This is a genomic window from Loigolactobacillus zhaoyuanensis, assembly GCF_003946385.1.
Taxonomy (GTDB): Bacteria; Bacillota; Bacilli; order Lactobacillales; family Lactobacillaceae; genus Loigolactobacillus; species Loigolactobacillus zhaoyuanensis.
Genome location: NZ_RHOE01000065.1, coordinates 1 through 12,853, shown reverse-complemented (window position 1 = coordinate 12,853; position 12,853 = coordinate 1). Strand labels below are relative to the sequence as shown.

General features: G+C 45.2%; 13 protein-coding genes and 1 tRNA gene. 6 read left to right on the top strand and 8 right to left on the bottom strand.

The window, feature by feature from the left end:
* The coding region (locus tag EKM76_RS10895; RefSeq protein WP_164507642.1) for an IS3 family transposase at positions 1 to 110 on the top strand (110 nt) is incomplete at its 5' end.
* 73 nt (positions 111 to 183) lie between these two features.
* Here EKM76_RS10895 and manA read toward each other — a convergent pair.
* The 5 genes from manA to EKM76_RS10870 form a co-directional block, all read right to left on the bottom strand.
* On the bottom strand, positions 184 to 1,146 hold the full coding sequence (manA, locus tag EKM76_RS10890; RefSeq protein WP_125550688.1) for a mannose-6-phosphate isomerase, class I: 963 nt from the start codon (positions 1,144 to 1,146) through the stop codon (positions 184 to 186).
* A 102-nt stretch (positions 1,147 to 1,248) separates the two neighbouring features.
* Positions 1,249 to 2,253: a serine hydrolase domain-containing protein gene (locus EKM76_RS10885; RefSeq protein ID WP_125550687.1), complete on the bottom strand. Its 1,005-nt coding sequence runs from the start codon at positions 2,251 to 2,253 to the stop codon at positions 1,249 to 1,251.
* Between the two features lie 61 nt (positions 2,254 to 2,314).
* On the bottom strand, positions 2,315 to 4,189 hold the full coding sequence (locus EKM76_RS10880; protein WP_125550686.1) for an ABC transporter ATP-binding protein: 1,875 nt from the start codon (positions 4,187 to 4,189) through the stop codon (positions 2,315 to 2,317).
* On the bottom strand, positions 4,182 to 5,924 hold the full coding sequence (locus EKM76_RS10875; RefSeq protein WP_125550685.1) for an ABC transporter ATP-binding protein: 1,743 nt from the start codon (positions 5,922 to 5,924) through the stop codon (positions 4,182 to 4,184). Before EKM76_RS10875 ends, EKM76_RS10880 begins: the two co-directional genes overlap by 8 nt.
* Positions 5,925 to 6,039: 115 nt before the next feature.
* The gene (locus tag EKM76_RS10870) at positions 6,040 to 6,669 is read right to left on the bottom strand and encodes a TetR/AcrR family transcriptional regulator (RefSeq protein WP_125550684.1); all 630 of its coding nucleotides are present in this window, start codon (positions 6,667 to 6,669) and stop codon (positions 6,040 to 6,042) included.
* Between the two features lie 335 nt (positions 6,670 to 7,004).
* On the opposite strand from EKM76_RS10870, the gene EKM76_RS10865 reads away from it, so the two are divergent.
* The 3 genes from EKM76_RS10865 (at position 7,005) to EKM76_RS13495 (ending at position 8,278) form a co-directional block, all read left to right on the top strand.
* Positions 7,005 to 7,505 (top strand): CPBP family intramembrane glutamic endopeptidase, encoded by a 501-nt coding sequence (locus tag EKM76_RS10865; protein ID WP_225417920.1) that lies wholly within the window; start codon positions 7,005 to 7,007, stop codon positions 7,503 to 7,505.
* A 95-nt stretch (positions 7,506 to 7,600) separates the two neighbouring features.
* Positions 7,601 to 7,673 (top strand) — tRNA-Glu (locus tag EKM76_RS10860).
* Between the two features lie 461 nt (positions 7,674 to 8,134).
* Positions 8,135 to 8,278 carry a hypothetical protein gene (locus EKM76_RS13495; protein ID WP_164507641.1) on the top strand — a complete coding sequence of 48 codons (144 nt, stop codon included), beginning with the start codon at positions 8,135 to 8,137 and terminating at the stop codon, positions 8,276 to 8,278.
* A gap of 47 nt (positions 8,279 to 8,325) precedes the next feature.
* On the opposite strand, the gene EKM76_RS10855 is transcribed toward EKM76_RS13495, so the two are convergent.
* The 3 genes from EKM76_RS10855 to EKM76_RS10845 form a co-directional block, all read right to left on the bottom strand.
* Positions 8,326 to 8,898 carry an LptM family lipoprotein gene (locus EKM76_RS10855; RefSeq protein ID WP_125550682.1) on the bottom strand — a complete coding sequence of 191 codons (573 nt, stop codon included), beginning with the start codon at positions 8,896 to 8,898 and terminating at the stop codon, positions 8,326 to 8,328.
* 157 nt (positions 8,899 to 9,055) lie between these two features.
* Complete coding sequence (locus EKM76_RS10850; protein ID WP_125550681.1) at positions 9,056 to 9,256, bottom strand: cold-shock protein; 201 nt, start codon at positions 9,254 to 9,256, stop codon at positions 9,056 to 9,058.
* Positions 9,257 to 9,452: 196 nt separating this feature from the next.
* Complete coding sequence (locus tag EKM76_RS10845) at positions 9,453 to 10,106, bottom strand: deoxynucleoside kinase (RefSeq protein ID WP_125550680.1); 654 nt, start codon at positions 10,104 to 10,106, stop codon at positions 9,453 to 9,455.
* A 157-nt stretch (positions 10,107 to 10,263) separates the two neighbouring features.
* On the opposite strand from EKM76_RS10845, the gene EKM76_RS10840 reads away from it, so the two are divergent.
* Entirely contained in the window at positions 10,264 to 11,193 is a 930-nt protein-coding gene (locus EKM76_RS10840) for an alpha/beta hydrolase (RefSeq protein ID WP_125550689.1), read from the top strand.
* A 121-nt stretch (positions 11,194 to 11,314) separates the two neighbouring features.
* Entirely contained in the window at positions 11,315 to 12,682 is a 1,368-nt protein-coding gene (locus tag EKM76_RS10835) for an NAD-dependent succinate-semialdehyde dehydrogenase (RefSeq protein WP_125550679.1), read from the top strand.
* Positions 12,683 to 12,853 lie beyond the last annotated feature (171 nt).

Below are 12,853 nucleotides of genomic sequence, written 5' to 3'. Positions count from 1 at the left end.
TTAAAACAGTCTCAGAGGAATATATTTACTGGTTTAATCACCAAAGGATTTCCTTGAAAACAAAAGGTATGTCCCCGTGTGAATACCGAGAACATACCTTAGCAGCGTAGAAATATTTACTTTTGTCTAACTTTTGTGTTGCACTTCAAGTTACTGGACAGGCTTGTTTCTACTATGATTAATTTATGCTTTCTCCCCTGGTTCGGAAGCGATGATCTGTAGGTCACCGGTTAATTGCCATTGTTTGACCGCAAATGGTAATAAGAAATGTTGTCCTTTAGTCAGTGGATAACTTTGGCCGTCGACGGTGATCTCACCTTGTCCAGCTAATACTGAAACTAGCGTGTAAGGCGCAGTTTGGCGCGTCAACTTTAAGTCACCCTTAACTTGCCATTCGTAAACGGTAAAGTATGGTGCCTTAACGAAGGTGGTCACTTTAGAAGCGCCATATTGCTGGCTAGTGACATCCAATTTAGGCGCAACAAAAGGTACGGTCGTGGTATCGATCGACTGCTGAATATGCAATTCACGCTTCTGGCCTGTTTTGGCGTCGACCCGATCGTAATCGTATAAACGATAAGTGGTATCACTACTTTGCTGCGTTTCTAGGGCCATGATGCCTTTGCCTAATGCGTGGATGGTACCACTAGGAACGTAGAAAAAGTCGCCGGCCTTGACTGGCACATGGCGGAACAGATCTTGCCAATTTTCTGAGTGGATCATATCAGCCAACTCAGTTTCGTCTTTAGCGTTATGACCGTAAATCAATTCAGCACCAGGATCAGCGGCAATAATGTACCAGCATTCAGTTTTGCCTAATTCATGTTCATGCTTAGCGGCGTATTCATCATCGGGATGCACTTGTACTGATAAATCAGCCTCAGCGTCCAAAATTTTAGTCAACAACGGAAAAACATCGCCACTGGCATTGCCGAAAACGTCGCGATGATCACGCCAAACTTCGATCAATGTTTGGCCAGCATACGGCCCATTAGCTACCGTGCTGGGGCCGTGGGGATGCGCAGAGATCGCCCAACATTCGCCCGTTTTATCGCTAGGTAATGTATAGCCAAATTCATCATGTAATTTAGTGCCGCCCCAAATTTTTTCTTGAAAATAAGGTTGCAGGAAAAAAGGTTCTGCCAATATAATCACTACTTTCTCAATTAGTCGTCAATACTCCGCCCACTATTTTACCGCTTTCAGGCATCAGAGTACAGCGCTTTTCTCACGCCTAAAAGTCTACCATTATTTTGATTCTTGCAAATAAGTTGCCACAATTTGGTCGCGCAAGGCTAAATAAGCCTTGTTTGGCGACGTGGGATGAATCCGATTAGACAGAAAAACAAAGGCGTTGTGGCTTTGCCCGTCGATCAGCATAAAATGACCCACGAAGCCAGTGTGGTAGAGCACTTTATGGCCGTCAGCGGCGGTTAATAGCTGCCAGCCGAGACTGCGGCCACCGTTAAAGCCAGTCTGATCTTGATACAAATTAGCGATGGTCGCGGTACTGATCGGCGGCTGACTAATAACTAGATCACCCAGCATAAAGCGGCAAAATTGCAGCATATCATCTAGATCCGAAAACAAGCCGGCGGAAGCGCAATGTACGCCTAAAACAAACGCCTTTGGATCATGGACGATTCCTTGGATCAACCCGCGGCCAGCTGGTTCATAACTAGCAGGGACGCAGCGCGCCTTTTCCGGTGTAAACGTCATTGTATTTAAATGGAGTGGTCGCAGCACTTCTTGCGCCAAGGCTTGCTGGACTGGTATTTTTAGTAGTCGTTCGATCACCCAGCCTAAATAAATCAAGCCAGTATCACTGTAGACCACTTTGCGGCCAAAATCAGCGCCCACTTTTAGCCCTAAAAGCGCCTGCGTCAATGCTGGGGCAGCTAATTGATCACGGTTGGGAATGTAGCCTGTGATGCCGGAAGTATGGGTCAACAAATGGCGCAACGTCACCCGCACATCGCCAAATTCTGGTAAATATTTTTGGACTGGATCATTAAGTGATAAGCGCTGCTGCTCCTGTAATTTCAGAATCAAAGTCGTGGTCGCTACTACTTTAGTTAACGAGGCCAAATCATAAAGTTGCCCGGCCTTTAGTGCCCGTTTTTGCGGCACCAATTCGCTGGCGCCAAGATAGTGGGTCCAAGTCTGTTGCTGACGGATAAAGCCATAGCTCACGCCAGGAACAGTGCCATTAGTGACTAAATCGCGGATTTTTTGTTCAGTTTGTGGATACATCAGCTCAACTCCAATAAAAAAAGCAAAGGCTAGGTTCACCTTTGCTTCTACTATAGCGCATTTAGACCACAATATTACCAGAAAATTGACTATTATATAAATCGGCATAGAAACCATTTTGCGTCATTAACTGATCATGGGTCCCAGTTTCGATGACATTACCATGATCCATCACGATAATATTATCGGCATCGCGAATCGTCGATAAACGATGGGCCACGACAAAGCTAGTCCGGTTAGCCAATAAACGGTCCATCGCGTGCTGAATGTGCACTTCGGTCCGCGTATCAACTGAACTAGTTGCTTCATCCAAAATAAGGATCTCGGGATCGGCCACAAACGCGCGGGCAATGGTCACTAATTGACGTTGCCCTTGCGAAATGTTTGATGCCGCTTCATTCAAAATCGTGTCGTAGCCATCTGGTAAGCGTCGAACGAATTCATCGACGTGGGCTGCCTTAGCTGCGGCCATAATTTCTTCCTTACTGGCATCTTCGCGACCGTATTTCAAATTATCATAGATCGTCCCGGTGAACAGCCACGTGTCTTGCAAAACCATGGCAAAATGCTGACGCAAGTCCTCGCGCTTTAAATCACGGGTATCGACACCCGCTAGCCGGATCGTGCCCCCACTAACATCGTAGAAACGTTCCAGCAAGTTGATGATCGTCGTCTTGCCGGCACCAGTTGGGCCAACAATTGCCACCCGCTGACCTTTTTGCACGCTTAAATTATAATCAGTCATCAACAGATCACCATTATTATAACCAAATTGCACGTGATCAAAGTCAATAAAGCTATCACTGGGCTGTGCTTGCGGCTTTTCAGTTGGTTCAGGACTCATTTCTGGTTCATCCAACACGGCAAAGATCCGTTCTGCTGATGCGATCGTGGATTGAATCGTGTTCATTAAGTTGGCCAATTGTGAGATCGGCTGTGAGAACTGATTCATGTACTGCAAGAAAGCTTGAATGTTACCTAAAGTAACCGCGCCGTGGGTAACTTGGATTCCACCAATGATCGCGACAAAAACGTACCCAATATTATTTAAGAAGATCATCATTGGCATAATGATCCCAGAAATAAATTGTGCTTTCCAGGCTGACCGATAGTAGTTACCGTTTTGCTCTTCAAAGGCATCGATCGCCGATTTTTCTTTGTTAAAGCTTTTAAGCACTACATGGCCGCTATAATTTTCTTCGACTTGATTGTTCAACAAACCTAAGCTGCGCTGCTGTGTGGCGAAGAAGCGTTGCGACCGTGGTGCGATCACGCCAACGATGACTAAGCTTAATGGGATCGTGATCAAGGCGATCAAGGTTAATTTCCAACTGATCGTCAGCATCATCCAGATTGTCCCGACAAAGGTCACCGTGCTGGTCACCGCTTGGGTCAAGCTCTGCTGTAGCGTACTGGCAATGTTATCCATATCGTTGACCGCACGCGACATGATATCACCATTACTGTGGGTATCATAGTAGCTGATCGGTACACGCTGCATTTTTTCCTTGAACTCACGCCGCATTTGGTAAACCGTTTGCTGCGAGACGCGGGTCATAATAAATTGCTGGAAGAAACTAAACAGCGCCGACGCCAAATACATCACGAATACGATCAAAATAACTTGCTTGATCTTATCAAAATCGATCGGCAAACTATTGACTGTGGCGCCGGCTTTTTTCATCGCAGCGCCTTTCATAATGCCTTTATAAATTTCCGTTGTCGCTTCACCGAGAATTTTCGGCGTACGGATCTGGAAAATAACCGAGGTGATCGCCAAGATCAGGACAACAGCAACTGCAAATAAACGATTCGACATATAACGCAATAAGCGGTTAGTTGTCCGCCAGAAATGCTGCGGCTTTTCAACTAAGCCTGCGTGATTACCAGGGCCATGACCGCCTGCTGGCTGCCGTACTGGTGCATTTTTACTCATGCTGCTCCCCCTCTCCTTCTTTTAGCTGCGAATCCATAATTTCTTGATAAACGGCATTATTGGCCTTTAATTGGGCATGCGTGCCTTTGCCGACCAATTTACCATTATCCAAAACTAAAATGAGATCCGCGTCAGCCACCGTCGCGATCCGCTGGGCCACGATGACCACGATCCGATTTTGGATCCGGCTATCTTCACGTAATTCAGCCCGTAATTCGGCGTCGGTTTTAAAATCAAGCGCAGAAAAAGAATCATCAAAAACGTAAACGGCGGCGTCTTTGACTAAAGCACGGGCAATCGCTAAGCGTTGCCGTTGGCCGCCAGAGAAGTTACCGCCACCCTGTTCAACGCGGGTCTCCAAGCCATCTTCAGACTTAATAAAGCCATCAGCACGGGCAATTTCTAACGCGTGCCAAATCGCTTCATCGCTGGCATCTGGTGCGCCATATTGCATGTTTTCACGCACCGTGCCGGTAAATAGGATCGCCGTTTGCGGCACAAAAGAAACCGCGTCGCGCAAATCATGCTGACTAAACTGCCGGATATCCGTGCCGTTAAGCGTGATCTTGCCGCTTTCTACATCATAGAAGCGCGGTAACAAGCTGACTAGTGAGGTTTTACCAGAACCAGTACCGCCAATGATCGCCACCGTTTGGCCACTTTTAGCGCTGAAATCAATATCGGTTAGCGCTCGATTTTCCGCACCGCGATAACGATAGTCAACGTTTTGATAAGTCAATTCGCTATGGTCAAAATCAGTTGGCAGTGTTGCTGGTTCAGGTTGATCTGTGATCGTTGGTTCTAAGCTTAAGACTTCCTGGATCCGCAATGCCGAAGCTTGCGCCCGGGGAATGAAAACAAAAACCATGGCCAACATCATGAAACTCATTAAGATTTGGGCGGCATAGGTCATAAAGGCAATTAAATTACCGACGGGCATTGAGAAATCGCCGATCAGTTTAGCGCCAAACCACGTGATCCCAATATTAGTCGCGCTCATCATCAAAGTCATGATCGGCAACATCACCGCCATAATACTGTAAACTTTGACTGCATTATGGGTGTAATCTTGGTTGGCCGTTTCAAAGCGACCTTGCTCAAACTTATCCCGGCGGAATGCGCGGATCACCCGCACGCCCGTCAAACCTTCACGAAAAACCAAATTGATCCGATCAGTTTTCGACTGCATTGCCCGGAATAATGGCACTGCAAAACGCATCACGATCCCAATAAAAATCGCTAATAAGGGCAAGACAATTAGGAAAATCAACGTTAATTGATGGTTCTTACTGTAGGCCAAGACGCTGGCACCAATTAACATGATCGGCGCCATGATCATCATTCGTAATGCCATCATGGCCACATTTTGAATTTGGACCACGTCATTGGTCGTCCGCGTGATCAATGAAGAAGTTTCCACTTGATCAAATTCATCGTTGGAGAAGCCGATAACTTTACGATAAATATCGGAACGTAACTTTTGACCTAAACTTTGTGAAGTCCGTGCCGCTAGAAAAACGTTACCGACTGCCGCAAGTACACTTAACAAAGCAAAGGCAACCATTTCTGCGCCGACGCGCCAGATATAGTTGATATCACCTTTCGCCACACCGTTGTTGACGATATTGGCGGTTAAGCTGGGCAGATTTAGACTGCTGATAACTTGGACGATCATAAACAAAAAAGCCCCAGTTACTGCCCAGATCGACATTCGTCCACGTGCTATTTTAAGCATCTACTCACTTCCTGTTCATTATTTTAAATTTAATCTATTACTTGACGCGCTAGCTTGGAAGCTGCACCCAATAGTTGGCAAGTGCGGCAAAGCTAGGTACTTTACCAGTGACGCCCTAATTGATCGCCACGCCGTGTTCGAGCCAGCCTAATGTTTGCTCAAACTCTTGATCAAGTTGTGCAACTGTAACGGGTTCATCGTGTTGTTGGCGCAAATAATAAGAGCCTAACGTTTGAAATAAAGCCGACATCAGAATATGCATCAACATCCCCAGTTCATGGGCCGTCGATATTTTCAACCGCGAAAAATCAACATTGGCGTAAAAATCACTGTGGCCGTGATGCGCATGCTTCATTTGCGTCGATAAGGCGACTTTACGACTGTTTTTATAGGTCATATTCAAAAACATATTTTTATAAAATGCGGCATTAGGCCCGTTGATGAATTCAGCGGTCAACGTGGTAAAATAGCGTCGAAACGCGGCAAATAGATCACCTTCCGTGGCCTTAAGGCTGTCTAACAAAGAATTCTTAGTGTGCTGGCGCAAATAATCAGAATAGCAATAGTACAGATCTTCTTTATCAGTAAAATATTGATAAAAACTACCACGAGGAATACCAGCCGCAAGAACGATCTTACTGATCGACGCCTCGTGCAGTGACACCCGGGAGAATTCCTGATGTGCCGCATCTAACAGGCGCTGCTGCTTAGCCTGTGATAAATTAAAAAAAGTACTGGTGGGCATTTTACTCCTCCTTTCCTAAAAATAGTTTATTTATGACGACTTGTCGTTAATGTGACATTTTGTCATTATAGAAGCTTTCAACTTGAAAAGCAAGTTATACGTTTAGTATATTTTAACTTGTATTTCGTGCTATCATTAAGTAACTTACATTCAACGAGGTGACCATTATTAACGCAAATCATTCTGGTTGGGCCACTACCCGCCATATTATTTATTTCTGTCTACTGATATTAGCGGAGCAGCTTCCCCTAACTGGGCTTAGCCTAGCCAGCTCGTTAGTCGGCACGCAAATAACTACTGTCCTTGGTAGTTTGTTTCTACTCATTTCTATTTTAATGACCATTTTATTTTGGCAAGTTTATCGTAAGGCCGTCGTCGACAATCATTTCGAGTTTGAGCGGCGATTACACAAGCGTGATTGGCTATTGATCGGTGGCGGCTTGATCGCCATGTGGGTGATCAATGCGGTGACCTTACCGTTTGTCAAAACCAGCGGCAATAGCAATGTCGATAGTCTGACCAGCTTATTGACCAGCTTCACTTTTTTCATGTTATTTTTCGTGGCTTTCATTGGTCCAATCTTGGAAGAAATTCTTTTCCGCGGTCTCTTTTTGAATTGGTTTTTTACTAAGCACAGACTCGTTAGTATCCTGCTCAGCGCTGTACTGTTCGGCACTTTTCACGTTGACCTTACTAGTGGCCATGTGGATCCGATCTACTGGCTATCCAAAGTCCTGCTGGGATTGGTGCTAGCACTAGTCTACAGCCGAACCAAAAATTTGAAGGCTTCAATTCTCTTGCACATTTTAAATAACACCTTGGCGGCATTCATTTAGCTGACCGTACAAGTTAAATTCTAGATCAACAGCAAAAAATACTTGACCGCTGCGCTAATTTTCGGTAATATAATATATGTTCCAAATATTGGCCTTGCCCGTTGGTCAAATTGGTTAAGACGTTGCCCTCTCAAGGCAGAGTTACGGGTTCGATCCCCGTACGGGCGATAATTTGCTCCTCAAATAAGCACTAAGTGTTGTTAAATCAGCGTTTAGTGCTTTTTATTTTGCGGTATTTTAAACATAAAAAACAGCTGCCCTTTTTTCGACGTCGCTTAATAAGCGCAGGGACAAAAAGAACGCTGCCGTCATAACGGAACCGATTTTTTCAGGATATAAAAATTAGTTCTAGTAATTTGAGCATAATAGGTGTATAGTGTTAAATGTTGCGGTAATATAAACGTTATCCGTTGAGTAAAAGTTTAAGCACACTGAGCAGGCAAACCCCTGGGTGACCTCAGCGCTTCCGGTGTTCTGTAAACTTTTTACATCAAGCGTGATCGAGGTTTAGCAACGTTGTAGCGACTTAAATAATGTTGCGGTTTAAGTCGACGCAGGGCCTTTTAGTGCTTTTCAACCAGATGAAAAAGCGAGTTTCCTTTGTCAATATAGAGTGGTAGGCGTTAAATATGGAAAAACAAAAGCAACCTGAAATGCCGTTTCAGCGGCTTTCCGACCAAACGATCAGTCGTAATTTGACTGCGTTTATGGTTGAATTTAGTAAAGAACAGCGTTCCCGCGAACGCGAAGCTAAAAACAAAAAGTCAGCTTAAATAAACAGGACTGGGCAATAATGCCGCAGTCCTGTTTTTGTTTACTCTTATTGATAATTATTACTGACAACGTTCCATGAAGCCCCTGCATCTGGTGAGCTCAGCAGTTGACCTTGCTGATTGATCTTAAACCAACCAATCGTCGGCGCTGTATTCGCATCGGCACCTTGCACCTGCGCATTAGCACTATTATGATTTTCTTGTACTTGGATCACTAACTCGCCATTTTCATTCTTATTCATGGTATAAGCCAGATCCCCCGCCTGGTAATTACCGCTAATATTTTGTGCCACCCACGCTTGCACTTGCGCTGTGGTCAGATTCTGTCCACTAACCGTTGTTGCCGTTTGATTCTGGGCAGGCTGACTGGCAGCCACTGAACTGCTAGCCGTTGCAGCTGAATTAGCGTTAACGCTAGCCACGCTGTTACTAGTTGACGCACTAATCGCTTTAGCTTTTTTGGCTTTGGTGCTAGCTTTGGCGCTGGCCCGCTTATTACTTTGACTCGTCGATTGACTTGATTCACTAGCTGATTTCTGCGTACTACTATTGCTTGCGCCACAACCGGCTAAAGTTACAGCGGTGATACCGACTAATAAAACCCCAAAAAGTTTTTTCATGCTGATCGAACCCCTTCCATCTCAGTGACTTATTACGTTGAGTTTAACAAATAAGCAACCTTAAACTCAAGTCTTAAGCCAAAAACATGTTAACTTCACAAATTTGGGCAAAAAAAAACAGCCTCGATTACTCGAGACTGTTCATTAAGACTAGTAACTAGTCTTTAACAACGTTAGTCGCTTGTGGGCCACGATCGCTGTCTTCAACGTCAAAAGTTACATGTTGGCCTTCTTCTAAAGACTTGTAACCTTCGCCTTGAATAGCTGAGAAATGTACGAATACATCGCTGCCATTGTCGCGAGTAATGAAGCCATAACCTTTGTCTGCGTTAAACCATTTAACTGAACCTGATTCCATGTGTAAAAATCCTCCTGTAGGTCAATCGACCTGTATAATTTGGTAAATCTTGTGAAAGGCGTACATTGGAAGAAGTTTGCAATGAAACTTGAAACCAAAATATTCCGAACAAAGAAGTACTATAAGTATAGTAGCATATACCCCTGTTAATAGCAAACTAATTACGTAATTAATTAAATTAATTTGCCGCTGACGTTTATTTGGAAATTGAAGTTGGCTGACGCACGGTGGCCAGTTTTTCATCGATCAAGCCTAAAACAGTTTTAGCGCTAGCCGCTTTTGATAAATCATGCTGTTGCAAGTCGACCAACATTTTCGGCCCTTCATCATAAGCCTCGAACCATTCTTTGTAGGCGCTCCAAATTTTAAAGTAGTAATCATATAGGCTTTGATCATTTTCAATCTGTTCATAATCGCGGCCTCGCTTTTTGATCCGGTATAAAATCGTATCAAAATCAGCGTAGGCGTAGACTAACAAATCAGGCGCCTTTTTTGGAATACTACGTAATTCGGCCATCATGTTGTCCAACAACTTAAGATAGATCTCAAACTCTTGGTCGCTAATGTTGCCTTCCTTATTATTTTCCCGCGTAAATAAGGCATCCTCGTAGATCGAACGGTCTAAAACATTATTATCATCGGTCAGCGCTTGCTTGATCATCGCAAAGCGTTTATTCAAAAAGAAGATCTGCAGCAAAAAACCGTATTTTTTTGGATCAGAATAATACAGTGGTAAAACAGGATTATCGCCGACTGGCTCAAAAAATGCTTGTGTGTTTAAATGTTCTGCAATCATTCCAGTCAGTGTGGTTTTGCCGACACCGATCATCCCTGCCGTTATTATCACCATGATTGGCCCCCTCGTCATTTGTAAAAAAGCATACCCTATATTGTAGGGCAGATTGGAATAAAGGACAATCCTTTTTCGCAAAAACTTGCCAGCTAGTTGTGACTAAGACTATCATATGGAAGTTAACTCAAAAATTCATGAGCAGGAAGTGACGATTTTGAAAAAATTCTGGCTGACATTACTGGCTTTGTTGGGTGTCGTTGTGATCGGTTTATTTGGCGCCGGCATGTATTTTTATCACGTTGCGGTGGTGCCGGGACCGAAAAATTTTATTAGCAACCAATCGGCGTTAAAACCTAGTGATCCCTTATATCAGCAGAAAAAATGGTTCCGCGACGCTAAAAAGCGTCATTGGTATGAGACTACCGCCGATGGGCTTAAGCTGGACGCTGATTATATTCCAGCAGCACACAAAACCAACAAAACGGCGGTTATCGCCCACGGTTTTATGAGCCGGAAGGAAGAAATGGGTGCTTACGCGGCCATGTTTCATCAATTAGGTTATAACGTTTTGCTACCAGATAATCGCGGCCACGGTGCCAGTCAAGGTAACGTGATCGGTTTTGGCTGGCTGGATCGGCGTGATTATTTGCAGTGGGCCCGTGAAGTCGTCCAAAAAAATGGCCACAATAGCGAGATCGTCATGTTCGGCATCAGTATGGGCGCGGCGGGGATGGTGATGGCCAGCGGCGAGCAACAGCTGTCACAGATCAAGGCCTACGCCGTCGATAGCCCCTACACCTCAGTTGAAGACGAGATCACGTATGAAGCCAAACAACAATATAACTTACCTAAATACCCGCTGGTCCCGATCACCAGCTTAGTTGCTAAGGTCCGTGCTGGTTACAGCTTTGGCGAAGCCAGCGCCGTTAAGCAAGTCAAACAGAATCACAAACCGATCTATTTTGTCACTGGGACCGGCGATACCTTTGTCCCCCACTACATGACCAAAAAACTTTATCAAGCCGCGCATTCGCCGAAGGAAATGTGGCTGGTACCTGGCGCCGCCCATGTGATGTCCTTTAGCAAAGAGCCCGTTGCTTATCAGCAGCACATTAAGCAATTTTTAGCCAAATACGTGCAATAAAAAATATGCAGTCAAACGTTCACTTAATGTGGCGTTGACTGCTTATTTTAATGCATCTATTTTGTGTTCCCGCCAAAAATTCGGCACAATGGACTTACACATGGAAAAGGAGCTGATCTAAATGCCATACCAAGCCATTAATCCCTACAGTGGTGAACTTATTCGTGAATTTCCTGACGCTACCACTGAACAAGTCGAACAAGCCCTAGTCAACGCGCAACAATTTTATCAAAGCGCCAAAAAGCAGCCGATCGCCGAACGTGCCCACTTGCTGCAGCAATTAGCCACCGAATTTCGGCAGCAAGTGGCTCAATATGCCCGGCCAATGACTACCAATATGGGCAAATTATGGGCCGAAGCGCAAGCCGAAGTCGGCAAGACCGCTGATTTTGCTGAATACTACGTTAAAAACGGCGAGCGGTTACTGCAAGATACGGCGTACCCCGATGTGCCAAAAGGCAAAGCACACGTTGAGTACCACTCGATCGGCGCCATTATGACGATCGAGCCCTGGAACTTTCCTTTCACCCAAATTATGCGCGTTTTTGCGCCTAACTTCATTGTCGGCAATCCAGTTTTGCTAAAAGATCCTAGTATCATCCCGGAATGTGCGCAGGCGTTTGAAGACGCAACGCGCAAAGTCGGCCTGCCAGTCGGCGCCTTTAAGAATTTATTTGCCAGTTACGATCAAGTTAACCAAATCATCGCTGACGATCGGGTTCAGGGCGTTGCCTTCACCGGTTCCGATGGCGCCGGAAAAAAGATCGCCGCAACTGCTGGTGAAAATTTGTGTAAATCCACGATGGAACTTGGTGGCACCGATGTTTTTATCGTTTTAGATGATGCTGATCTGGCAAGCGCGATTGCAGCCGGCGTTGCTGGACGCCTAAATAACGCGGGTCAGGTTTGTACCGCAGCGAAACGCTTTATGATCCACGAATCCGTTTATGCTGACTTTGTCGCTGGGATGAGCGCCGCCTTTGCCCAACGCAAGCTAGGTGACCCGCTGGATTCAGCGACGACACTCGCCCCGCTGTCGTCCAAAGCGGCGCAAGAGCAGCTACAAAAACAGGTGGCCGCCATTATTAAAGGTGGCGCCAAACTGATTTGGGGTAAAAACGAACCAATTGCTGGGCCTGGCGCCTTGTTTAATCCACTGATCCTGGAAGGGATGGATTTTGATCATCCAATGTACGATACCGAATTATTTGGCCCAGTTGCCCAAATTTATAAAATAAAAAACGACGCTGAAGCACTTGAACTGGCTAATCAGTCCCGACGTGGTTTAGGCGGCTCGATCTTTTCAGGTAATTTGGCCCGCGCTCGCAAGTTGGCATCCCAGATCGAAACTGGGCAAGTGGCGATCAATCAAATGTTGACCTCCTATCCAGAGTTACCATTTGGTGGTGTGAAACACTCAGGTTACGGTCGTGAGCTAAGTGATCTTGGGCTACGTGAATTCGTCAACGCTAAAACAATTATTGAATAACTAGCATCGCCATACGTGCACTGTAAGCGGTAAATAATCACCCGTTTTAAAAAGACAACCAAACTTCTCGATTTTGAGAAATCTGGTTGTCTTTTGTTAGGCGGCATTTTTAGCTTGATGCTTGTCCGTTGTTTTTTTATTTTGATGCCGAGCACCTGGATAATGCCATGG

Excerpts from the sequence above, each read along its gene's own strand:
- EKM76_RS10875 (WP_125550685.1), bottom strand. The coding sequence starts at position 5,924 with ATGCTTAAAATAGCACGTGGACGAATGTCGATCTGGGCAGTAACTGGG.
- EKM76_RS10850 (WP_125550681.1), bottom strand. The coding sequence starts at position 9,256 with ATGGAATCAGGTTCAGTTAAATGGTTTAACGCAGACAAAGGTTATGGC.
- EKM76_RS10845 (WP_125550680.1), bottom strand. The coding sequence starts at position 10,106 with ATGGTGATAATAACGGCAGGGATGATCGGTGTCGGCAAAACCACACTG.
- EKM76_RS13495 (WP_164507641.1), top strand. The coding sequence starts at position 8,135 with ATGGAAAAACAAAAGCAACCTGAAATGCCGTTTCAGCGGCTTTCCGAC.
- EKM76_RS10885 (WP_125550687.1), bottom strand. The coding sequence starts at position 2,253 with ATGTATCCACAAACTGAACAAAAAATCCGCGATTTAGTCACTAATGGC.
- EKM76_RS10880 (WP_125550686.1), bottom strand. The coding sequence starts at position 4,189 with ATGAGTAAAAATGCACCAGTACGGCAGCCAGCAGGCGGTCATGGCCCT.
- EKM76_RS10855 (WP_125550682.1), bottom strand. The coding sequence starts at position 8,898 with ATGAAAAAACTTTTTGGGGTTTTATTAGTCGGTATCACCGCTGTAACT.
- EKM76_RS10835 (WP_125550679.1), top strand. The coding sequence starts at position 11,315 with ATGCCATACCAAGCCATTAATCCCTACAGTGGTGAACTTATTCGTGAA.
- EKM76_RS10865 (WP_225417920.1), top strand. The coding sequence starts at position 7,005 with ATGACCATTTTATTTTGGCAAGTTTATCGTAAGGCCGTCGTCGACAAT.
- EKM76_RS10870 (WP_125550684.1), bottom strand. The coding sequence starts at position 6,669 with ATGCCCACCAGTACTTTTTTTAATTTATCACAGGCTAAGCAGCAGCGC.